At 72.3% G+C, this 22247-nt stretch carries 19 protein-coding genes; 10 read left to right on the top strand and 9 right to left on the bottom strand.

All coding sequences use genetic code 11. The features are described from left to right. Positions 1-93 precede the first annotated feature (93 nt). From PV963_RS23520 to PV963_RS23500, 5 genes are all read left to right on the top strand, one after another. Positions 94-531, top strand: a complete 438-nt coding sequence (locus PV963_RS23520; protein ID WP_274817728.1) for a CU044_2847 family protein — start codon at positions 94-96, stop codon at positions 529-531. A gap of 9 nt (positions 532-540) precedes the next feature. Then, entirely contained in the window at positions 541-2703 is a 2163-nt protein-coding gene (locus PV963_RS23515; RefSeq protein ID WP_274817727.1) for a trypsin-like peptidase domain-containing protein, read from the top strand. Continuing rightward, positions 2700-3650: an AAA family ATPase gene (locus PV963_RS23510; RefSeq protein WP_274817726.1), complete on the top strand. Its 951-nt coding sequence runs from the start codon at positions 2700-2702 to the stop codon at positions 3648-3650. Before PV963_RS23515 ends, PV963_RS23510 begins: the two co-directional genes overlap by 4 nt. Further along, positions 3651-6758 (top strand): SAV_2336 N-terminal domain-related protein, encoded by a 3108-nt coding sequence (locus tag PV963_RS23505; protein WP_274817725.1) that lies wholly within the window; start codon positions 3651-3653, stop codon positions 6756-6758. Positions 6759-6879: 121 nt separating this feature from the next. After that, a complete protein-coding gene (locus tag PV963_RS23500; protein WP_274817724.1) occupies positions 6880-8880 on the top strand; it encodes an Ig-like domain-containing protein in 2001 nt (666 codons plus the stop codon). On the opposite strand, the gene PV963_RS23495 is transcribed toward PV963_RS23500, so the two are convergent. The 3 genes from PV963_RS23495 to PV963_RS23485 are packed head-to-tail and all read right to left on the bottom strand — an operon-like array spanning position 8870 to position 10066. Then, positions 8870-9061, bottom strand: a complete 192-nt coding sequence (locus tag PV963_RS23495; protein WP_274817723.1) for a DUF397 domain-containing protein — start codon at positions 9059-9061, stop codon at positions 8870-8872. The genes PV963_RS23500 and PV963_RS23495 overlap by 11 nt on opposite strands. After that, on the bottom strand, positions 9058-9258 hold the full coding sequence (locus tag PV963_RS23490; RefSeq protein WP_274817722.1) for a DUF397 domain-containing protein: 201 nt from the start codon (positions 9256-9258) through the stop codon (positions 9058-9060). The genes PV963_RS23495 and PV963_RS23490 overlap by 4 nt, the downstream gene beginning before the upstream one ends. After that, a complete protein-coding gene (locus PV963_RS23485) occupies positions 9218-10066 on the bottom strand; it encodes a helix-turn-helix domain-containing protein (RefSeq protein WP_274817721.1) in 849 nt (282 codons plus the stop codon). The genes PV963_RS23490 and PV963_RS23485 overlap by 41 nt, the downstream gene beginning before the upstream one ends. A gap of 86 nt (positions 10067-10152) precedes the next feature. On the opposite strand from PV963_RS23485, the gene PV963_RS23480 reads away from it, so the two are divergent. Beyond that, the gene (locus PV963_RS23480) at positions 10153-10590 is read left to right on the top strand and encodes an ATP-binding protein (protein WP_274817720.1); all 438 of its coding nucleotides are present in this window, start codon (positions 10153-10155) and stop codon (positions 10588-10590) included. 218 nt (positions 10591-10808) lie between these two features. Here the strand turns inward: PV963_RS23480 and PV963_RS23475 are convergent, their stop codons facing one another. The 5 genes from PV963_RS23475 to PV963_RS23455 form a co-directional block, all read right to left on the bottom strand. After that, the gene (locus tag PV963_RS23475; RefSeq protein WP_274817719.1) at positions 10809-11285 is read right to left on the bottom strand and encodes a hypothetical protein; all 477 of its coding nucleotides are present in this window, start codon (positions 11283-11285) and stop codon (positions 10809-10811) included. Between the two features lie 114 nt (positions 11286-11399). After that, complete coding sequence (locus tag PV963_RS23470) at positions 11400-12806, bottom strand: extracellular solute-binding protein (protein ID WP_274817718.1); 1407 nt, start codon at positions 12804-12806, stop codon at positions 11400-11402. Continuing rightward, positions 12806-15328 (bottom strand): vWA domain-containing protein, encoded by a 2523-nt coding sequence (locus tag PV963_RS23465; protein ID WP_274817717.1) that lies wholly within the window; start codon positions 15326-15328, stop codon positions 12806-12808. Before PV963_RS23465 ends, PV963_RS23470 begins: the two co-directional genes overlap by 1 nt. 4 nt (positions 15329-15332) lie before the next feature. Next, positions 15333-15686, bottom strand: coding sequence for an effector-associated constant component EACC1 (locus PV963_RS23460; RefSeq protein WP_274817716.1), 354 nt, complete (start codon positions 15684-15686; stop codon positions 15333-15335). A gap of 107 nt (positions 15687-15793) precedes the next feature. Beyond that, entirely contained in the window at positions 15794-16855 is a 1062-nt protein-coding gene (locus PV963_RS23455; protein ID WP_274817715.1) for a hypothetical protein, read from the bottom strand. 617 nt (positions 16856-17472) lie between these two features. Between PV963_RS23455 and PV963_RS23445 the strand changes: the two genes are divergently transcribed. Together PV963_RS23445 and PV963_RS23440 are read left to right on the top strand one after the other, a co-directional pair. Further along, complete coding sequence (locus tag PV963_RS23445; protein ID WP_274817714.1) at positions 17473-17913, top strand: hypothetical protein; 441 nt, start codon at positions 17473-17475, stop codon at positions 17911-17913. A gap of 93 nt (positions 17914-18006) precedes the next feature. Further along, positions 18007-18975 (top strand): hypothetical protein, encoded by a 969-nt coding sequence (locus PV963_RS23440; protein WP_274817713.1) that lies wholly within the window; start codon positions 18007-18009, stop codon positions 18973-18975. Here the strand turns inward: PV963_RS23440 and PV963_RS23435 are convergent. Further along, a complete protein-coding gene (locus tag PV963_RS23435) occupies positions 18872-20218 on the bottom strand; it encodes a PLP-dependent aminotransferase family protein (protein ID WP_274817712.1) in 1347 nt (448 codons plus the stop codon). The genes PV963_RS23440 and PV963_RS23435 overlap by 104 nt on opposite strands. Positions 20219-20293: 75 nt before the next feature. Between PV963_RS23435 and PV963_RS23430 the strand changes: the two genes are divergently transcribed. Further along, on the top strand, positions 20294-21142 hold the full coding sequence (locus PV963_RS23430; protein WP_274817711.1) for an alpha/beta fold hydrolase: 849 nt from the start codon (positions 20294-20296) through the stop codon (positions 21140-21142). 76 nt (positions 21143-21218) lie between these two features. Then, positions 21219-22217, top strand: coding sequence for an endonuclease/exonuclease/phosphatase family protein (locus tag PV963_RS23425; protein ID WP_274817710.1), 999 nt, complete (start codon positions 21219-21221; stop codon positions 22215-22217). Positions 22218-22247: the final 30 nt, after the last annotated feature.

The raw sequence follows: 22247 nt of genomic DNA, 5'->3' as shown, positions 1-22247 counted from the left end.
CGCCTCCGCCCTGGTCGGCCAGGGGAATCGAATACGGCTCGGACTCGTCGAAACAGGCCTCGTCGCGGATCCGTGGTGGGCACACTGTGACCCATGACGCAATACGCGGAGTTGTTGCTGGACGACAGCACGGTGATACGCCTGGAGCTGTCGCCGGTCGGGGGACCTCAGGCCGACGGCCAGGAGCCGGACTCGGAGGAGTACGGGGAGTTCGAGGACGTGCCGGACGGCATGCGGGGCGCGGAGCCGGTGGGCCGGCTGCGCGATGCCGCGCGGGTGCTGGTCGGCGGGACCGTGCGCGGCGCGCTGAGCCCCCTCGGGCCGCTCCTGCGGGAGGTCCACGCCACCGTCACCTCGGTCGATGACCCGCCACAGGAGTTCAGCGTCGAGTTCGGCCTCCAGCTCGGGCAGGACCTGAAGCTCGGCATCGTGGGCGTCAACAGCGCGAGCAGCCTGAAGGTCTCGGCGACCTGGCGGCCCGTCCCGGACAACGTCGTTGCGGCCGCCCCCGGCCAGGGCACCGTCGTCTAGGGCGCCGACTTGCCGTGGTTCTCCTCGCCGGGCCCGTCCCGCCCGGCGACCGTTTCCGTGTTCCCGCGCTCCGGGAAAAGAGGCAGCGTCGGCGCCGGCGTCCTGCTGCCCGGCAGCCGCGTCCTCACCGCCGCACACGTCGTCAACCTGGCCCTGGGCAGGAAGGACAAGTACGACGCGGCGCACCCCGGCAAGAAGACCCTCCTGTGTGTACGGGTCGATGGCCACTGGCAGGACGCGCGGGTCATGGTCTGGATACCGGTACGCGAGCGGACGAAGCTGCACTGGAAGGGCGATCTGGCCGTACTCGAACTCCTGCGCTGCTTACCACCGAACCTCGTACCGCCCCCGTGGCGGCCGGTCACCGAGGGACTGCCCGTTTGCGCCTGGCATCCGGCGGGGCGGCCCGAGTTCTCTCTGGCCCGGAGCAAGGTGGTGGCGGTCGACCCCGAATTCGCGTTCGCCGTCGTGGACGGCAGCGACAGCGGAGCGACCATTCAGCACGGCTACAGCGGCGGCCCGGTCTGGTTCGCCGAGGACCGGGCCGTCGTCGGCATGGTCGTGGCGCAGCTCAAGGGGGACGAGGAACGAGCCCACCATCCCGACCAGGTCCGCCGCCGCAGTTGGTTCCTGCCCACCCAGCGCGTCCGCGAGGAACTCGCCGCCGCGGGCGCCGCGCACCTGCTCGACGCCCCGCACGACTCGGAAGAACCCGACACCTCGAGCGAGGCCTTCGACCTCGCGAACATCCTGAACCGGAAGGTGGACACCCCCAAGGCGCTGGCCAAGTGCGGCCGTGAGGTGGCCAGGAAGTGCGGCCTGGCCCACCCCGACGACCGTTCCGCACCGTCCGTGGAGGAGTTCGCACGCGTGCTGCTCACCTATCCCCGTGCCCTGGCCGAGCTCACCCACGTGCTGTTCGCGACCAAACCCGGTGCCGTAGCGGAACTCCTGGACGTGGGCGCGCGAATCCCGCACAGCACGCTGCTCACCCAAACCGAGCGGAAACATCTGACGGCCCTGCTCGAGTCGCTGCCGCACGGGATCACCGCCTCCATCCCCGCTCTCGTCCTCGACGCGCTGCCCGACATCGACCTCCCCGCCGCCGTGCTCACCGATGAGGCCTGGCTGGATCCGGACGCGGCCTCCGGCGCCCTGGAAGCGCTGCTCGACCAGCTGGAACGCAGCCGTCGCGCTCCCGCGACCGAGCAGCCGAGCAGCCCGCTGCTGCCCGCTCTGGTCTGCTTCGTCCTCCATGTCGCCGCCGCGTCACCCGACGACCTCGCGACCCCGTTGGTCAGCTGGTGCGACACAGTCGTCCGGCGCACCCAGGGGCACCGAGCGGCGCTGGCGGAGCGGCTGGCGCTGGCCAGGGAGCACGCGGGGCGGCTACGGGCGCCGAACCGGAACGCGCCGCGGCTGCTGGTGCGCCTGAGGCGGGTCGACGGTGAGGGAGACAGCTGCCGTTACACCCTGCGTATGTGGCGACGCGAGACGACGTCATGGCAGCGTGTCCACTCCGACGAGGGGCAGATCCGGGACGTCACCGGGACGGCCGCGCAGATCTTCACCGCCGCCTCCCTGCTGTGGCGGACCGGCACCCTGCCCATCGTCGAACTGCTCCTGGACCGTGCGGATCTGGATCTGAATCCCCACTGGTGGAAGGCCCCGGGCCCGCTGAACACGCACCGGACCCTCGGGGTGGACTTCCCCGTCGTGTTCACCTGCCCGGAGCTGGTCGAGCAGGGCACCGACGCGGAGTTCCTCCGGGAGCGGAAGAGGCGCCTGTACCGGGGTGTCCTGGTGCGGATCGATGCCTCGGTCGGCAGTCTCGACGAGATCTACGGGCGCTTCGCGGGTGAGATGGACGCCGTCGGCGCCGTGGTAGGAGAGGTCGACCCCGCCTTCCGTGAGGTCGTGGTGCAGTACTGCCTCGCGGCGGGCATGCCCGTGGTGCTGTTCGGACGGGGCGAGAAGGGCTGGACGCATGCCGAGAGCCGGCTCGCCGACGTTCCCCCCGCGGCGCTGCCCCACGAGGTGCGCCGGTACCGCAGAGGCATCTGGAACGAACCGGACGTGCACGTCGGACGACCCGTGCTGGCCTGGTCCGACGACAACGGCCCGCTGCCCGACGACCTCTACCTCGACGACCCCTCGGAGGAGCTCGCATGACATCCGACGCATCCTGGCGGCTCTTCCGGGGGGACGGCGTTCCCCGGGGCATCGACCACCTTCCGCCCGCCCCGCCCTGGCGCCGCTTCGGCGACGGCCGGCGGTCGGGCACGAGCGCGGCCCCCTACCTCATCTCCCCCGGGCACGCCGACGTCGTCAACGCCGCGCTGCACCTGCGCCGCCCCCTGCTCGTCACCGGCCAGCCCGGAACCGGCAAGTCCTCCCTGGCCCGGGCCATCGCGCACGAACTCCGGCTCGGGGAGGTCCTGCACTGGCCTGTCAACAGCCGCTCCACCGTGAGCGAGGCCCTCTACCGCTACGACGCCGTGGGCCGGCTGCGCGAAACCGCCCTGACCCGGGACCAGGAACGCGAGGAGCCAGAGATCGGCACCTTCGTCCGGCTCGGCCCTCTCGGCACCGCCATGGTGCCCCGGCCGCTGCCGCGCGTCCTGCTCGTCGACGAACTGGACAAGGGCGACGTCGACCTCCCCAACGACCTGCTCACGGTCTTCGAGGAGGGCGAGTACGAAATCCCCGAACTGGCCCGGCTGCCCGAGGACCAGTCCGTGGTCGACGTGCTGTCCGCCGACCCCGACACCCGGATCACGGTGACCCGGGGGCGGGTCAGGTGCGACGAGTTCCCCGTCGTGGTGATCACCAGCAACGGGGAACGCGACTTCCCGCCCGCGTTCCTGCGCAGATGCGTACGGCTCGAACTGCCGCCGCCCGACAGTCAGCGCCTGCGGGAGATCGTCCTGGCCCACCTGGGCGAGGCGGCGGCAGCCGATGTCCAGGATCTGCTCGACGATTTCCTGCGACGCCAGCAGCGCGGCGGACTCGCCACGGACCAACTGCTCAACGCGGTGTTCCTGCGCGCCGGCGGGGTCGACCTGGACGCCGACGGACTGCTGGAGGCCGTACTGCACCGGCTCGGCGGGACAATCTGAATGCCCGGGGACACCGCGGGGTTCGAGCTCCGGTTCGCGCTGGACGTGCTCGCCGACTGCGGGGTCAGCCTCTCCCAGGAGGAACTGCTCGACGCACTATGGCTGGCACGACGGCTGACCGGCACCCCCGACACCCTGCCCCTCCACCGGGACGCCACCCCCCGGGCCGACGTCCCGCCCACCACGGCCGAGTCCGACAGGGGCAGGCCGCGTGAGGCGCCCGGGGGCGAGGCCGGTCTGTTCGGCGGCCCCGGGCTGAAGTCCCGCCCGGCACCCGAAACCACCGCTTCCGTCCCCGAACCGGAAACCGCGCCACCGGCCGTGACGCCCCAGGCCGAGGAGACGCGGGCGATGCCACTGCGCGTGCCCGAGGCCAAGGCCCTGGCCGACGAACTGCTCATCGGCCGAGTCCTGAGGCCGTTGAAGCAGTCCCGCCCCAGCACCTCGCGCTACCACTTCGACGAGGAGGCCACCGTGAACGCCCTGGCGGAGACCGGGCTGCCCGACGTGGTGCTGCGGCCGGCCCCGGAGCGCTGGCTCGACCTCGCTCTGGTCGTCGACGACGGCATGTCCATGCTGCTGTGGCAACGCCTCGCCACGGAACTGCACGCCCTGTTGCGCCGGGCCGGCGCCTTCCGGATGATCCGCACCTACGGACTGCACACCCGGGGCGACGAGGTGTACCTGCGCGGACGGCCCTTCTCCGACGAGGCGAACCGGATGCCCACGCACCTGGTCGCCGACCCGACGGGCCGGACACTGGTCCTCCTGGTGAGCGACGGCGTGGGCCGGGCCTGGCGCGACGGCCGCATGCACAGCACGCTGAGCGATTGGGCCCGGTGCGGCCCGACCGCGGTCGTGCACGCGCTCCCGCCCCGCATGTGGGGCGGCTCGGGCCTGCGCGCCCAGCGCTGGCAGGTCTTCAGCGGACGACGCGGCTCGGCCAACGCCGAGTGGGTCGTCACCGATCCGGTGCTGCCGCCGGACGTCATGTCCTTCCGCGGGGTTCCCGTGCCGGTGCTGGAACCCGCACCGGCCGCGCTCTCCGCCTGGGTGCGGCTGGTGGCCGCCCCGGCCGCGTCCGCCACGCTGCCCCTGCTGGCCGCTCCCCGGCCGCGGCTGCCCCGGCCCGCCGACAGGGGGCTGCCCAGGCTGCGGCGCTTCCATTCCGCGGCCACCCCCGAGGCGTACCGGCTCGCAGCCCATCTGGCCGGAGTCGCTCCCCTGTCCCTGCCCGTGATGCGGCTGGTGCAGGCGGCCATCCCCTGGGCGGACACCCCTCATCTGGCCGAGGTGTTCCTCGGCGGACTGCTGCGCCCGCTTCCGGCGGCGCCGGGCGAGTGCCTGCCGCCGCAGCACCAGCTCTTCGACTTCGACAGCGACATCGGCGACGTGCTGCTCAACGCCGTACCGCTGGCCGACGTCGTGGAGACCGGCAGGACCGTGAGCGCACGTCTGGAGCAACTGGCGGGCCGTTCGCCCGACTTCCCCGCCTGGCTCGCCCACCCCGAGGGCAAGGAACGCATCCCGTCCTCGACCCGGGCCTTCGCGGCCATCGGCCCCCGTCTGGCCGCGCGTTTCGGCGTCGGCAGTCTGGAGCGGCGCATGGGAAGCGTCTGGAGGCCGCTGCGGTCGGGCGACCCGTGGCGCATCGGGCCGTACACCGTGCATGCCAGGGGTTTCGACGACAGGCTGTGCCGCAAGTTCCTCGGACGGGACCCGGGTGGTGCGGAGGTCGTCGTCGTCACGGCCGAGACCCGGTTCCAGGGCTTTCTGAGCACCGAGGAACGCGCCTTGCGACGCCTGGCCGGCCGGTACGCGCCCCGGCTCGTCGCGAGCGACCTCGACGGCACGCCGCCCTGGGTCGCCGAGGTCCCGCCGCACTCGCCGGACGGCGTCCCGGCCGAGCCGCTGGCCACGGTCCTGGCTCGTGAAGACCTGGAACCGGACGCAGCCCTGGAGCTGGCCTGGCACCTGTGTGAGGCAGTCGAGACCAGCCACCGCGCCGACCTGGTGCACGGGAACATCGACGCCCAGACCGTCCGATGCCTGGGCCGGAGCGTGCTCCTGACAGATTGGTTCTGGTCGACGCACGGGGCGGAACACGACCTCGGCGCGGACATCGAGGCGCTGGGACGGCTCATCACCGCCCTGATCGCCTTCGCACCCGAGGTGGACCTCGACGAACTCAGGGCCCTGCTGGAGACGTGCGACGCAAGGTCTCCGGACAGCCGGCCCACCGCGGGGCAACTGGCGGAGGTACTGGCCGCCCGCCTGGGCATGCAGGGGGACGACGGGAGGCTCGTGGCCGCGATGGACCCGCAGGCGAGATCCGAACTGATCTCCACGCGGGTACCCTCCTGCCGCAGGATCGCCGTTCTCGGCGTGCCGGGTTCCTCCGGCAAGAGCACCGTCGCCGCGCTCCTGGCCACGGTCTTCGCCGTCGAGCGGCAGGGCCGGACCATCGTGGTGGACGCCGACCCCGGGCGCGGCACGCTGGGGTTCCGGGTGGACCGGAACCGGGGCCAGGGCATGTCCGCGCTCATCCGCATCCTCGACCGGATCAACGCGCCCAGGGACCTGGCCACCTACGTGTCCACCATGTACTCGGGGGCGGACGTCCTGACGGACCTGGTCGGCCTGCCCACGCCACCGCCGGAGCAGGTGAGACGGGTCTGCGACGTCCTGGCGCGGCACTACGAGATCCTGATCACCGACTCCCACACAACCGACCTCGACGAGAGCAAGCGCGCCGTTCTGAGCCAGGCCGACCAACTCGTCCTCGTCGTGGACTCCCTCTCGCACCTGCTCCCGGGAGCCCAGGTGGAGTATTTCAACCGCCTGCTGGGGCTCGGCTACAAGGAACTGCTGGCGCGCAGCGTCCTCGTCGTCTCGAAGTCACAGCCCGTCGGAAGAGCGCCCCGCGGACCGCACGGCATCATCGAGCGCGACGCCGACCTGCGCCATCTGTGCCGAGGCATCGTGGCGATCCCCCACAGCTCCTACCTGGCCAACACGGGCGAAGCCCGCCTCGACCGACTGGACGGCGAACTCCGCAAGGCCTTCTACGACTTGGCGGCTCTCATCGCCCAGTCCTTCACTCGATGAGACAGTCACACCGACGTCTTACGTCCCGGTTCACCCGCGTGTCAGTGGGGTGCTCTAGCCTGCGCAGGCTGATCACTTCTTCCTGCTGATCACTTCTTTCGTTCCGGGGGGTTCGAAAACCTTGCACAGACGCACTCTCTCGGCCGCGACGGCGCTCGCGGTCCTCTTCGGCTCGCTCACGCTCGTCGCGACCGGCGCCGGGTCGGCGGCTGCCGACTCCAGCGCGCCCCTGCCCGTGAAGTCGACCGGCGACATCGTCGTCGACGGGGTCCACCAGCGGGTCTTCATCAGCGACCCGACCGCCGGCCAGGTCGTCGTCACGAACTACGCCGGCACGGTCGTCGGCACCGTCGGCTCGCTGCCCGGCGTCCACGGCCTGGAGCTGTCGCCCGACTCGGGCACCCTGTACGCGGCCGTGCACGACGCGACCGCGGTCGTCGCGATCGACACGGCCACGGCGACCGAGACCCGCCGCTGGTCCACGGGCCAGGCCGCCGGCCCGGCGTACGTCGCCCTGGCCGGCGGCAGGCTGTGGTTCAGCTACGGCGCCTCCGGCAACGGCAACATCGGCTCCCTCGACCCGAACGCCACCGACCCGGGCCTCACCCTGGGCCAGGACACCAGCCGCACCTTCTACGAGGCCCCGATCCTGGACGCCTCCCCGGGCGCCCCGGGCACGCTCGCCGCGGGCGCGCCCGGCCAGAGCCCGGTCGAACTCGCCGTGTACGACGTCTCCTCCGGCACGGCGACCCGTACGGCGTACGCCTTCGACCCGGGCAGCACGGGCGGCGGCAACCTCCAGGATCTCGCGGTCACGCCGGACGGCAAGGACGTCGTCACGGCCAGCGGCGCCCCGTACTACCAGGCGGTCTACAAGCTCACGGACCTGTCCGCGGACGGCAAGTACGTCACCAACACCTACCCGAACGCGGTGGACATCGCCCCGAACGGCGACGTCGCGGCGGGCACCTTCTCCTGGTACGACCCGGACGTCCACGTCTTCAAGCCGGGCACCTCGACGCCGCTGAAGCAGTACGACTTCCCCAACACCGGCACCAGCAGCGGCGCCGACACCCTGGCCCCGGCGGGTCTGGCCTGGGCACCCGACGAGAGCAAGCTGTTCGCGATCTCGGAGAACGACAGCAACGTCTACTCGCTGCGGATCCTCGACGCCCCGACCAAGACGTCCACCACCCTCACGGCGAACGCCCCCGCCACGGCCACCCGCGCCAAGCCCCTGACCCTCACCGGCAGGCTGTCCTCGTCGGCGGCCTTCCCGGCGGCCACCGAGGTCTCCGTCACCCGCACCGACGACGAGTCCCCGTCCGGCAAGCCGCTCGGCACGGCGACGGTCGCCGCGGACGGCTCGTACTCCTTCACGGACACGCCGCCCGCCGGCGGCAAGGTGACGTACACGGTCACGTACGCGGGCGACGCCGACCACGCGGGCGCCACGGCCTCGGCATCGACGACGGTGGCGAAGACGGCGACCACGCTGACACTGACCAACAACGGCAAGGTGTACGACTACGGCCGTGACGTCACCTTCACCGCGCACCTCGGCACGACGTACAAGAACCGCACGGTCGAGATCTGGGCCGACCCGTACGGCTCCGACAAGCCGAGCACGCTGGTGAAGAAGGGCACGGTCGACTCGGCCGGCGACCTCGCGGCGACGGTCCACCTGACCCGTGACACGAAGGTCAGCGCGAAGTTCACGGGCGACACGCGGTACGCCGCGAAGACGGTCACCAACTCGGTCTACACCAGGGTCAAGATCTCGACGACCCTGAGCGGCTACTACAAGTCGGCGACCGCCTGGAACCAGAAGTACTTCTACTTCCGCCAGTCCAAGGACCCCGTCCACAACACGACGATGTCCATGTACCCGGGCCGCAAGTACCAGCTCCAGGTCCAGCGTTACTCCGACGGCGCGTGGCGCACCACGGCCGCGGAGTACTTCGCCCTCGACCGCTACGGCAAGGACGCGACCACGCTCGACGGCACGCCGCCGGTCGGTCCGCGCTTCCGGATCCGCTCGTCCTACATCGACCCGACGTCGGGTGACAACGTCAACACGACGACGTACGGCACGTGGAAGTACTTCGTCTTCACGCGCTGACGTAGGTCACGAAGGCGGTGTAGGCCTCCGGAGAGACGGTGAGGATCCCGACCTCGGGCTGCTTGGAGTCGCGCAAGGCGACGCCGGGAGCACCGAGGTCGGCGACCTCGACGCAATCGCCGCCGGTGTTGCCGCTGTACGACGACTTACGCCACTCGCTCCGCACGGGCGCGGCAGTCACTTCACGGCCACGTGAGCGACGAAGGCCGCGTAGGCATGCGGGGAGACGGTGAGGATGCCGGCCTCGGGGTTCTTGGAGTCGCGCATGGCGGCACCGGGAGTACCAAGGTCGGCGACCTCGACACAATCGCCCCCGGTGCTCCCGCTGTACGACGACTTACGCCACGTCGCGCTCCTCAGCTGCAGGCTGGTCTCCATAGCGCTCCTCCATCACGTGGGCGATCAGGTCTGCCGAGTCCCGTACCGAGAGGGCAGCAGCTCGCACTTGATCGTAATGGAGCCAACCTTCGCTGACACTATCCGGATTGGCCGTCATGTGGCCTTGCACAAAGTCCTCGGTGTAGACGATGTCCGGGTCGTCATCGAGGCGCAGGAGGTTGTAGGAACCCTGCACACTCGGGTGCTCCCCGGCCGAGAACGGCAGCACCTGGATCTTCAAGCGCCTTTCGTTCCGGAAACGCAACAGGTGCGCCAGTTGGTTTCGCATCACTTCCCGGCCGCCCATGGGCCGGTACAACACCGCCTCGTCCAGCACTACCCACACCAGCGGCGGCTTCTCCTTCCGCAGGAGGCGCTGCCGCTCCAGCCGGGCCTCGACCAACTCGTCGAGGTTGTCCGGTTGAAGCGCACCCAGCACCGCCCTCGCGTACTCCGGCGTCTGCAGCAGCCCGTACACCAACTGAGCCTGGTACGTGGAGATGTAGGTCGCCTTCGCCTCCATCTCCGCATAGGCCTGAAACCAGGCCGGGAGTTGGCTCCGCAGAACCAACCCCACCAACCGCGAGAAACAACCGTCCGTCATCAGCGCCGCATCCGCCCGCTCCGCGAACTCCCTGGTCGGGACCTTGTGCGCCGTCTCGATCTGGCCCACCAGCGAGCCCGTGCAGAAGATGCAGTCCCCCAGTTCCTTCTGGGACAGCCCCGCACTCTCGCGGTAGCGGCGGAGCTCCGAGCCGAAGTAGTCCAACGGCGAGGCGGTGGGGTCGAGTCGGCGGATGTTGGGCATGAAGCGGTCACCCCCAGGTCCGAACGCCGCGCGGCGTTCATTTCGGTCTGTAGCCGAGAGTAACCACATGACTTCACGCTGGTGGCATGAATCACGTAACTGCCCACCATGGCGGCGGACTTGGCACCAGGTATGGCACGGACTTCACCCTGGGTGAGCACTCCGCCCGGCATCTGCGCCGCATCCTCAGGGTCTATCTCACCGCCTGGGAGATGGCCGAACTGTGCGAGCCGGCCTGTCTCACCCTCACCGAGCTGGTCGCCAACGTCGTACGCCACACGCCCGACCGGCGCGCCGCCGTGCTGTTGGCGCGGCGGCCGGACGGGCGCGGGGTGCGCGTGGAGGTCACGGACACGTGCCCGCGGCCGCCGCTGTCCACAGCTGTGGACGAACTCGCCGAGGACGGACGCGGCGTGCTGATCGTCGACGCCGTCACGGACCGGTGGGGGTGGGATCCACTGCCCGACCGGCCCGGCAAGACCGTCTGGTTCGAGTGTGACGTGAGCAAGGAATTCAATCAGTGAATTCCAGGGGTTGATTCAATTCGGCTAGTGCGAATTCCCTCGGGCGCGAATGTAATGCCAGCCGAAATAACAAACCCCAACCGCTCCACCGGCGGCGCCCACCGCACACGTCGCCGTCGCCCACGCAGCCATGTCCTGCGTGATCCACAACAGGCTCACCACGACCAGCGCTATGGAGAACAGCAGGCGTTCTCCATAGCCCGGGCCGCGACGGCCGGTCAGTCCCCGGTAGCCGTGCACTTGTATGTCACGCCCTTCATCCTGATGTCGCGGTACCCCGCCTTCACGGTCGGGTTGGCGGGGGCGACATCCGTGCCGCCGCCACCGCCGCCGTCCTTCTTACGGCAGTAGTAGCCGAGCGCATCGAGCTTCTTGATGTCGCTCATGGCCTGGTACTTCTTGTAGGAGGCGATCATGGCGGCCCGCCTCTGAGCAGGCGTGGCCTCCTTCGCCTTGGTGTACGCGTAGCACCCGATGCTGGCGCCGATGCCCACCCAGGAAGCGCCCTTGGCCAGCGCCTTGGTGAGGCCCGCCGCGCCGCTGCCGATCCCCAGGACCGCGCAGATCTCGTCCGCGCCGGCGCGGAGTTCCGGCTGGGCCGGTGCCGCCTGTGCCGCCTGCGCTCCGACGCCGCACAGCGCGCCGGTCATGGCGAACGTGATGACAGCAGAAATTCCCTTGCTTCGTATGCTCACGAAGTCCGTCCCCGTTTTCGGTTTTTCGAATTGCATGGTCAGTGCGAAAAAGACGCTACCCACCGGCGACGCACGTAAGCAATGGAGGAAATGTGAACATCAGCGGGAGGAGATTCAACCGGGTAAAACTTTCCTCAACGCCTCGTCAAGGCTTTTCGCCACCTCCACGTCACCCGGCCGGCTTCCGCCCGGCCCGCGTGGCGGGCCGTAGAGGGCGTCGAGTTCGGTGGTGAGGGTGTGGGTCACCGCTCCGTACAGGGGTGTGCGGGGGCGGTCCACCGCCTCGCTCAGGGCCGGGAGCAGGATGTCGCGGGAGTAGCTGGTGCCGTCGGCCATCCGGTCGGGGACCATGCGGGCGGTGCTCTCTCCGCCGGGCGACGCCGAGGGGCCCTCGGCGTACGCGGGGGCGTGCCGGCATTCCGGGGCGGTGCCCGGCTCCTGGTAGGCCGAGGTGCGGGTCGCGGCGAAACCGGCGCGCAACAGGCAGCGTTCGCTGTCCGGGCCGGTGAGGAACGCGATCAGTTCGGCCGCCTTCGCCGCGCGCTGCTCGGACGTGGACGAGGTGACGGCCAGGTTCTGGCCGCCGAGCACCGCCCTGCCGGGCAGCCGGGCCACACCGAGGTTTCCCTCGAAGGTCTCGTGCAGGGTCGGGTAGACGTAGGGCCAGTGCCGCAGGAAGGTGGTGCGGCCCTCGGCGAAGGCGCTGAGCGACTCGGCCTCGCGGGACTCGGCGGCCCCCTCCAGGAGGTACGGAGACGCCGTGCGCTCCCGCAGTTCGGTCACCCCCGCCGTCAGCTGCTCCTGGGTCGCGACGTACTGGCCGTCGCCGTCGGTCAGCCGAAAGCCCGGCACGGCCGAGGCGAAGGCCTCGATCGCGTTGACGGTACGGCCCTCGTACGCGGCGAGCTGGGTGGTCCAGATCGCCTCGTAGTCCTCGATGTCGGCCTGGGTCAGGGCACCGAGCAGTTCCCGCAGTTCGTCCCAGGTGACGTCGTCGCCGAGGTCGGTCCGGGAGGCACTCGCCTTCACCAGGTGGTCCTTGCGGTAGTACAGCAGGCCCACATCGCTGTTGAAGGGGACCGCGTACCGCTTGCCGTCCCAGTACGACGTGCTGTCCACGGACTTGATGAGGTCCTCGGGGTCCTTGACGGCCGAGTCGCTCAGCGGCCGGATCAGGCTGGCGTCGGCGAACTCCGGGATCCAGGTCACGTCCAGGTTCACCACGTCGTACTCGGCGCTGCCGGACTGCAGGGCACCGAGCAGCTGGCTGCGCTGCTGGTCGGCCGAGCCGGGCAGCTCCACCAGCCGGGCCCGGTAGCCGTGTTCGCCCTCCTTGGCGTTCCAGGCGTCGATGAGCTGCTGGCGGATGCCGTTCTTGCCGGTGACGTCCTGGCCGCTGGCCACCACGATCCGGGGCGAGGGATCGGCGCCCTGCGGCCGCTCCTGTACGTCACCGCCGGTGCAGGCCGCCAGCGTCAGCGACAGCAGGGACAGCGCGGCGGCCGCCAGGCGTCGGGCCATCATTCCTCCCCCGTTCCGGTGCGGGCGACCTCGTCGCGCAGGGTGGGCACGAGGTCGTCCCCGGCGTCCAGGCAGCGGCCCCGGCCGGCCTGAGCGATCTGCGTGCCGGGGCGGTCCCGGTCGCAGGCCCCGTTCTTCAGGGTCACCATGGCCAGGGGCACGCCGGCGGTCCGGGCCCGGTCGACCACCTGCTTGAGTTCGCCGCCGGTCAGGCGGTTGTCGTCCTCGCCGTCGGTGAGGTACACGATCAGCTGCGGCCGCTCGTCGCCGGTGCCGCGCTCCCGCATGAACTCCAGGGCCTCCGGCAGGACGGCGGACGGATCGGCTTCCGCGTCGCGCACCCGGGCGGCGTCCAGGGCGCGCTCGGCCTCCCGGCGGGAGTGCGTGCCGAAGGGCAGCAGGTCGGTGTGCGTGCGGCCGCCGAGACCGTGCACCGCCCACACCCCGTACTCGTCCTCCCCGCCGAGGCCGGTCAGGGTCTGCTCGATGATGCCGGGGCCGCCGCTGGATCCGTCCCACAGTCCGGCCATCGAGCCGGAGCTGTCGAGGAGGAACAGGACCCGGCCGGGGCCGTGCGCGTTGCCGTAGCTCTCCAGCGCCGTGTCCATCTCCGACGGGTCGGCGGAGCCCGCCGGCCGGACCTCGTCGATCAGCCCTTCGGGGGCCGACTTCGCATCGAGCAGGCGACGCTCGCCGTGCGCGGACCTGAAGCCCTGCTCGCCGAGCACCCCGCGGCCCTCGTCGCCGGTCAGCCAGGAGCGGAAGCGGTCCACCTCGGCGTCCCGCGCGTCGGCGTCCCGCTCGCCGTCCTCCCAGCGCACCCGCACGAACGTGGGTTCCAGACCGGGGACGTCGTCGGGGTAGGCGGCGGTGCGCGGGGCGCGCGTGGCCGGGTGGCAGCCGACGCCGCTCTTCAGCAGGAACTCCGGGACCAGGGCCGCGCTGCGGTCGTCCACGGCGCCGACGTCGGCCAGCGTGCACAGCAGCCTGACGGCGGAGGGCTCGGGCCGGCCGGACTGCGTGATGAGCCGCTCCGCGCCGCGCGCGTCGGCTCCGCGGCCGTACAGGCCCACCGTCGCCAGCAGCGCCGAGTCGGCGAACTCCGGGTCGGGGCGGTGCACTTCGGCCTCGCCGAGCTCTTGTTCCAGGCCGGTGACCAGCTGCGACAGCGTCCGCCCGGTGGGCTCGACGGCGTCGTCCAGGCCCTCCGGGACGGCCAGGACGACCGGCGAGTACACGAACGGCTCGGCGTCCGGCTCCAGCCGGGCGAAGACGCGGTCCTCCTGGGCCGCGGTGACCCGGCGGACGTCCGCGCGGGCGGCGGGGATCCACACGTCCGGCTGCGGGCCGATGTCCCGCTGCGGGTTGTCGTCGTCGCGCGGCTGCTGCCAGGCGTCGGTCCGCTTGCCCAGCGCGGTCACCACGCCCGCGGCACCGGCGCTGTAGACGGTGACGCCGCTGCGCCGGCAGCCGTCGTCCGTCGTGTTGGCGTCCGAGGCGGCGTAGGCGTCCGCGGCCGCCCGCATCGCCGGTTCCAGATCGGGGTCGGTGAGGAGACGCAGCTCCCGTGCCGGGCCGCAGTGGCCGGAGCCGCCGGCCAGGACCAGGACGCCGTAGCCGCCGGCGCCGGTGACGAGCACCGCCAGCAGAACCGTCAGTCCCGTACGGCCGAGCCGGCCGACGGCCTTCCGGGCGCGGGCGAAGGTGCTCCGGAGCCAGAGGCGCCAGCGGGGGATCGGGGGGTCGTCCGGAAAGGGCGTGATCACCGGGCCCGCCGCCAGCAGCACGTCCGCGTCCGAGTCCCAGGGAGGAGCCAACGCCTGCGGCCGCTGCGTGTCGTTGTCCTCCAGCTTGTACTTCGCCTCGGCCATCCGCTGCTTCACCGTGGAATACAGCTTGGAGAGCCACACCTCCCCGCCCTCATCGAGGACGTGCGCGAGTTCACGGGTGAACGGCGTCGGGACGTCGGCGTCCCCGCCCAGGATGCAACGGTTGGGCTGCACGCTCATCAGCAGCAGGATCTTGTCCTTCTTCCGCTTCGGATCGTCGAAGCGGTGCCAGATTCCCGCGGCGTTGCCCGCGTAGCAGCAGTCGAGGATCACCACGACCTGCTCGGCGCGGCTCTCGACGAGCTCGCCCAGCACCTGGCTGAAACTGACCGAGCCAGGCAGCTCGTCGCCCGTGAGCACCCGCGCGGTGCGCATCTGGAGGTGCAGCTCGCTGCCGGAGGTGGAGGTGACGGCATGCCCGGCGAAGTAGAGCAGCAGCAGCCCTCTGGCCTTACGGCAGGCGCGGCGCAGCGCCCCTGTGAACTCGTCCGGGGTCGGCGAGGCCAGGGCCCTCACCTCGCCCGCACCGAACACATTGCCCTGGTGCAGGGCGTCCTCGAGCAGCATCCGGTTGCGCCGCACGGCGGGGAGCTGGCCGTTGACGCCCTGGGTGTCCGGCGCCGTGTGGTCGTACTCGGACACACCGACCAGCAGCGCCCGGTTCACTTTGCCGCGCGGGTCGTAGCGGCTCACGGGCCTACTCCCCGTCGGGGTCCAGCGGGCGGATCTCTGGATCGGGATCGCCGCGCTGGAGCCTGCGGCGGTTGTTCGTCCAGGCCTTCACCGCGCGTGCGGTGTACTCGGTCAGTGCCGCGAGCGTGACGACGTGACCGAGCACTCTCAGAACGAGTTCGATGTCGGGCCCCAGCCGCCCATCGGGCCCGTCCGTGCCGGCCTGCTCCTCAATGATCAGGTGCCGTTTGGAGAGCAGTTCCTCCAGCGGCTCTTCCCGCTCCAGCCACGTCTTCAGTGCTCTGACATCGTCCACGGTCGCGCCGGCGCCCAGCCGCACGCGTACGCCTAAGACAGCCACTTCGTCCCCCTCTGTCATACCCGACATCATGACACCGGGTCAGGCCTCGGCGGCAGACCTGTGACGTGACCTGTGCAAGCGATTGCACGCCCCCTTCACGCCAGGCGCACACGGCGCACGCGTGGTCAGGGCTGGGTCTGCAACTGCCGCAACTGCCGCTGCACATGATCGAGCGCCCCCTCGCGCCGCCCGGGGACCCGCCCCCGCAACTCGGCGAGCGCCGCGCCCAGTTCACGGGCGCGCGCGGTGTCGCGGATCTGGCCCCACTGGTGGTGGGCCCGGTCCACGGCGGCCTCGACGGCGGGCGCGTCCGGCGCCTGCCCGGCGTTCAGGCGGACGGTGGCCACCGTCAGCCAGGTGTGGCAGCTGCGGCCCGCGTCCCCGGCGAACATCGCCAGGTCGGCCCGGACCTCGGCCCAGTGCAGGGCCTCCTCGGAGGCCGGCCCGTGCGCGGCGACGGCGGCCTGCTCGTGCCGGGCGGCGAGCGCGTCGGCGTCGGCGTGGCGGCCGTTCTGGACGGCGGCGGTGATGGCGGCGTGCGGATCACCGGCCGAGGGGCCCGGCGTGCTCAGCACGAGATCCGTGCCCGCGCTCTCCGGCGCGATCCGGGCCAGCGCCTGCTGGTGCAACTGCTCCAGCGGCGGCCGGAACCCGCTGCGCAGGATCGTCGCGACGGCCTTCATGTACGCCGGTGCCGCGACCGTGCGTCTGGACGGCGGGGGCGCGATGCGGCCGTGCACGGCGTTGCCGCGGCCCGAGTCCAGCGGGGTGCCGCGCAGCAGCTCCCAGGTCTCGGCGTCCGCGTGCAGGTCGAGCATGAGGGTCGTCGCGCCGGCCGGCCTGAGCCGCAGTTCGTCCCGGAACCAGTGCCAGGGGAAGGCCGTGTAGCGGGCGGTGGACGCGGTGGTGCGGGCCAGCGCCAGATGGGGCAGGCGCTGGCGGCGATCGAGCTGGAGCTGGCCGGTGACGTACACGGTGAGCGGGCCGGGGGCCGCGGCGGCGGCGCGCAGCCGGGTGAGGACGGCCTGCGGCTCCAGCGGGTCGGCGAGTTCGACGACGTTCGCGGTGTCCGTGCCGGCCAGCACGCCGGGTGGGACGGCGGCCAGGACGGGGAGCACGGACGCGGCGTCCACCAGGCGCCCCTTGCCCACCGGCGAGGCCGCCAGCAGCAGCACGGTTCCGGGCATCTCGTCCCTCCCCCTGTCGATCACGTACCGCAGCACCGTAACCGCTGCGGCTGCAAAGGTGGGCCCCAGGACCGCAAACGTCCGCCTTCGGGTGCTTCGCCCCCCTCTTCGGGGACGGTCCGGCGGCGCACGGCGAAGACGGTGGTGCCGTCGGCGAGCGCGTAGAACCCCCGGTGCCGTCCCGGGCCTCCGTCACACCGTCCGTCACCAGCAGCAGGACCTCGCGGCCGGCCGACAGGCTCCGCACCCCGTGCGGCCCGACCGCCGGCGGCTCGTGCTCGAAGACGACGGCGTCCACCGCCTCCCGGGCGTCCTCGGGGAAGCCGAGCAGCACGGCCGTCGCCTCCACCGCGCCCAGGCCCCTGCCCCGCACGTCGCCGATCAGCACGCCGCGACGGCTGCGAGCAGCGGCGGCGGCATCCAGACCACGCCGCGGCCCCGCACCCGCAGCAGCTCCTGCCGCCGCCCCCGCGGTGGCGCCTCACGGCCCCGCGAAACACGGGGGCGCACGGGCCGCGTCCGGTCCGGGCAGCGCGTCCTGCGTTCCGCCGACTTGCCAGCGGGTCCGCGCCGGTGTGCGCTGGTAGGCAGGGGCAGGGAGAGAGAGGAGAGCTCTCATGGCTCATGCGGCACCCGCCTCACGCAAGGTGACCACGCGACGCCGTACACCCGATGTCTTCAGCCCGCGCACCCACGCCATGGCGAAGCTCGCGGTACCCGTCGTCCTCGGGCTCGTCTACGGCTACTGGGCCGCGGCCAACCGGCGCGACGCCGGGCCCATCACGGGCTGGAACCTGCTGTTCGGCTTCCTCACCGCGCTCGTGTTCGCCGTGCTGTACGCAGCCGTGCGGGAAATCGCCCCACGGCTGCGGCGCGAACCGCACGCCCTGCTCTGGTTCGCCTTCACCGGCTGCGCGATCGGCTTCCTCTACAGCCAGACCGGCGAGTCCGTACTGCGGTCCACCGGGATGGGGGTGGTGGTCGGCGCGGGCGTCCTCGTGACGTCGTTCTACCGCTACTACACACACGAGGACGCCGCCGGCCGACGCGTCGACTGACGACGTACCCGTGCGACACGTTCGGCTCGGCACGCGGGGCCGAATGCAGTCACGCCGCTCGCGGGACGGGCCCCTGGCGCCTTGCCTGGAAGCGTGTCCGAGCGCGACCGGGCGCCCGTACCCGAGCAGGCGCCCCTACGACCGCGGAACGCCCTGTCGGCCGTTCTGCTGCTCCTCGCGTGCCTGCTTCTGCCGTTCGGGACGCTCGCCTCCTGGGCGGCGCACGGGCTGACCGACACCGGCCGCTACGTCCGTACGATGGCGCCGCTCGCCGCCGACCCGGACGTGCAGCGCGCGGTCGCGGACGCCGTCGGGGACGGCATCATGCGGGAGGCCGGGCACGAGCTCGACACCGGTCCGCTGCGCGGCACGGTCGGGCCCTTCGTGCACGACGCCGTGCGCTCGTTCACCCGGACCGAGGCTTTCCGCACGGGCTGGGACGCGGCGAACCACGCCGTCCACGACGCCGTGCTGCGCGCCCTGCGCGACGACGGCACCCGCGCCGCCGAGGTCACCGTCGACCTCGCGCCGGTCGTCGCCCGGGTCAAACGCCAACTCACCGACGACCACGTGCCGTTCGCCCACCGCATCCCGGTCCCGCACGCCCGGGTCCCGGTGCTCCCGGCCGACGACGTGGACCGACTGCGCAGGGGGTACCACGTGCTGGACACCGCCGCCTTCTGGCTGCCGCTCGCCGCCGCCGTGTGCGCCGTGGCCGGGATCGCCCTCGCCGCGTGCCGCCGCCGCGCGGTCACCGCGCTCGGCCTCGGCACGGCGCTGGGCGGCGCCCTGCTCGTCCTGGCCGTCGCGATCGGCCGCCGCCTCACCCTCGCCGACCTGCCCGACACGCTCCACCGCCCGGCCGCCGGCGCGGTCTACGACGCCCTGACGGGCACCCTGGTGACGGTGTCCTGGCTGCTGTTCGCCCTCGGCCTGACGGTGGCGCTCGGCTCGTGGCTCACGGGCCGCTACGGTCCCCGGCTCGCCGCGCGGCGACGTGCGCGAGCGTCCGCAGCGCCCGCCGCAGATCCGCCTCCGGAGCCGACGCGAGCCCGAGCCTGACGGCGTCGGGCGTGTGGCCGGGGGCGACGGCGAAGGCGGGGCCGGGCGTGACGGCGATGCCGTGCGCGGCGGCGGCCCCGGTGAAGGTGTCCGCGCGCCACGGGGCGGGCAGCTCCCACCAGGCGAAGTAGGCGCGCGGATCGGACCGTACGGCGAAGCCCGCGAGCTCCTCGGCGAGGATCCGCTGCCTGCGCGCCGCGTCCGCCCGCTTGGCCGCCACCAGCCGCGCCACGGTGCCCTCCCCGGCCCACCGCACGGCCGCCTCCAGCGCGAACCGCCCCGCACTCCACCCGCCCGACCGCACGGCATCGGCCACGGCCCCGGCCCGGTGCGGCGGCACGACGAGGAAACCGACGGTGAGGCCCGGCGCGACCCGCTTGGAGAGACCGTCGACGACGTGGGTGAGGGCGGGGGCGTGAGCGGCGAGCGGATCGCCCGGCTCGTGCAGGAAGGACCAGATGCGGTCCTCCACCACGGGCAGGTTCAGGTCGTGGACCAGCTGGGCGAGTTGCAGTAAGCGGGCGCGGCTCGTCGTCAGGGACGTCGGGTTGTGCAGCGTCGGCTGCACGTACAGGGCGGACAGCGGCGCCGTACGGTGCGCGGCGGCGACGGCCTCCGGGAGCAGCCCGGCCGCGTCACCGGCCAGCGGCACCAGGGTGATGCCCAGCCGCGCCGCGATCTGCTTGACCAGCGGATACGTCAGCTGCTCCACGCCGACCCGGCCGCCCGGCCGGACCAGGGAGGCCAGCACGGCGGCGATGGCCTGCCGTGCGTTGCCGGTGAACAGCAGCCGGTCCGGGGCGGGGCGCCAGCCCGGGGTGGCGAGGAGCGCGGCCGCGGCCTCCCGGGCCGACTCGGTACCGGTGGCGGCGGCCGGCAGCAGCGCCTCGGCCAGCACGTCGGGACGCAGCAGCGGCGCGAGAACGGGGGCGAGGAGCTCCGGCTGGCCGGGTGCGCTGGGGTAGTTGAGCTCCAGGTTGACCGGGGCGTCGGCCGGGCCCGGCTCGGCGAGCGCCTGCCCCGTCGGCCCGTCCGGGGCGGCCCGTACGAAGGTGCCGCGCCCGACCTCGCCGACGACCAGCCCGCGCCGTACGAGTTCGCCGTACACCCGCCCGGCCGTCGACGAGGCGATGCCCCGGCGCCGGGCGAACGCCCGCTGCGGCGGCAGCCGTTGACCGGGCTTCAGCCGCCCGCTGGCGATGTCGTCGGCGATCCTGTCGGCGATACGGCGGTAGTCACCCATCGGTCTCCCCCTTGGATTACACCGAGAGCAAAGATCTTATTGCACTGAGTAGTTGGGGCGGCCTAGGGTCACCACATGGCACCCTTCCTCGCATACGAGGACAAAGGCCCCGTAACCCCACGGCAGCCCCATGTCCCCCGCGTCCCCCTCGTTCTCGTCCACGGCCACCCCTTCGACCGCACGATGTGGGCCCCGCAGCTCGGCACGTTCTCGGCGGCCCGCCGCGTCATCGCCCCCGACCTGCGCGGCTACGGCGCCTCCCCGACCACCCCGGCCGTCACGGACTTCTCGCAGTTCGCCCGGGACATCGAGGCCCTGCTCGACGAGCTGGAGGTGGAGTCCTTCGTCCTCGCCGGGCTGTCCATGGGCGGCCAGATCGCGATGGACTGCTACCGCCTGTTCCCCGGCCGCGTCCGGGGCCTGGTCCTCGCGGACACCTTCCCGGCGGCCGAGACCCCGGAGGGCGTCCGCACCCGCGACGCCATGGCTGACCGCCTCCTGCGGGAGGGCATGCGCGGCTACGCCGACGAGGTCCTGGAGCGGATGGTCGCCCCGTACGCCCCCGCCGAGGTCAAGGCGCACGTCCACCGCATGATGACGGCCGCCTCCCCCGAGGGCGCCGCCGCGGCCCTGCGCGCCCGCGCCCGGCGCCCCGACTACGCCGCCCTGCTCACCCGCGTGTCCGTCCCGGCCCTGGTCGTCGTGGGAGCCGACGACACCTACACCCCGGTCTCCGACGCCCGGGCCATGCACGCGGCCCTCCCGGAGTCGGTCCTGCACGTGATCGACGGCACGGCCCACATGCCGAACCTCGAACGCCCCGAGGAGTTCGACAAGGCGCTCGGGGAATTCCTGGCCCGCGTCGACGCACGGCCCGGGGACGCCGGCCGGCGGCAACCTTCCACCGCCCCACCCCGTCTTTGAGGGAGGATTCGGGCACCCCACCCCTCGAACTTCGAGGGAGGATTCGGGCACCCACCCGCGAACGGAAGGCCGGGCCTTGGACACCGCCGCTGCCGAGTGGACCGCCACCGACGGGCCGGAACACCGTCCGCCCGGACGGCGGCTCGGCGCCTGGTGCGCCGCCCTGCTGTTCGCCGCGGTCAGTGTGGTGACCGGCTTCCGGACCGCCGACAGCGACGGCATCACGCCCGTCCCGCAGGTCCTCGCCTTCCTCCCCTGGCTGCTCGCCCCCACCGGCCTGGCGCTGCTGCTCACCCTGCTGTCCCGGTGGTGGCTCGGGACGGTCTGGGGAGTGGTCCTGCTCGGCCTGCTGGCCTGGTTCATCGAGCCGTACGGCAAGGTCGGCGACCCCGCCGGCCGCCCGGTCGCCGACGTGCGCGTGCTGACCTCGAACGTCGAGTTCGGGCAGGGCTCCGGGTCCCTGGTCGCCGCCGTCCGCCGCGAGAAACCGGACATCGTCTTCGTACAGGAATGCGAGTACGAGTGTGACGCGCGGCTGAAGGACGACCTCTCCCAGGACTACCCGCACCGCCGGGCCGTCGAGGGCGGCGGCTCCGAGGGCTCCGTCATCCTCAGCCGCTTCCCGCTGCGCCCCACCGACGGCGTCCCCGGCACCATGGGCATGCCCGGGGCGATCGCCGACGTCGACGGGCATCCCGTACGGCTCCAGCTCGCCCACCCCATGCCCCCGCTGCCCGGCCAGCTGGACCTCTGGCGCACGGAGCTGGACGCCCTGCGCGACGCGGCCACCGCCGACCCCGGCACACCCCTGGTCCTGGCCGGCGACTTCAACGCCTCCCAGGACCACGCCGCCTTCCGCCGCATCCTCGACACCGGCCTGAGCGACGCCGCCCGCCTGGACGACGCCGACCGCACGGCCACCTGGCCGGCCCGGACCGCCCCGACGTTCGGCGCGCAGATCGACCACGTACTGGTGTCGGAGGACTTCGCGGCCGACCGCACGCGCATCCTGGACGTGGCCGACACGGATCACCGGGCGGTGCTGACGGACCTCACGCTGCACTCAGGCCGGTGAGAGAGGAAGGGGGACGCCGGACAGGCGCCC

The organism is Streptomyces coeruleorubidus, assembly GCF_028885415.1.
In the GTDB taxonomy this organism is placed as follows: Bacteria; Actinomycetota; Actinomycetes; order Streptomycetales; family Streptomycetaceae; genus Streptomyces; species Streptomyces coeruleorubidus_A.
This window is presented reverse-complemented; position numbering and strand designations above follow the sequence as displayed.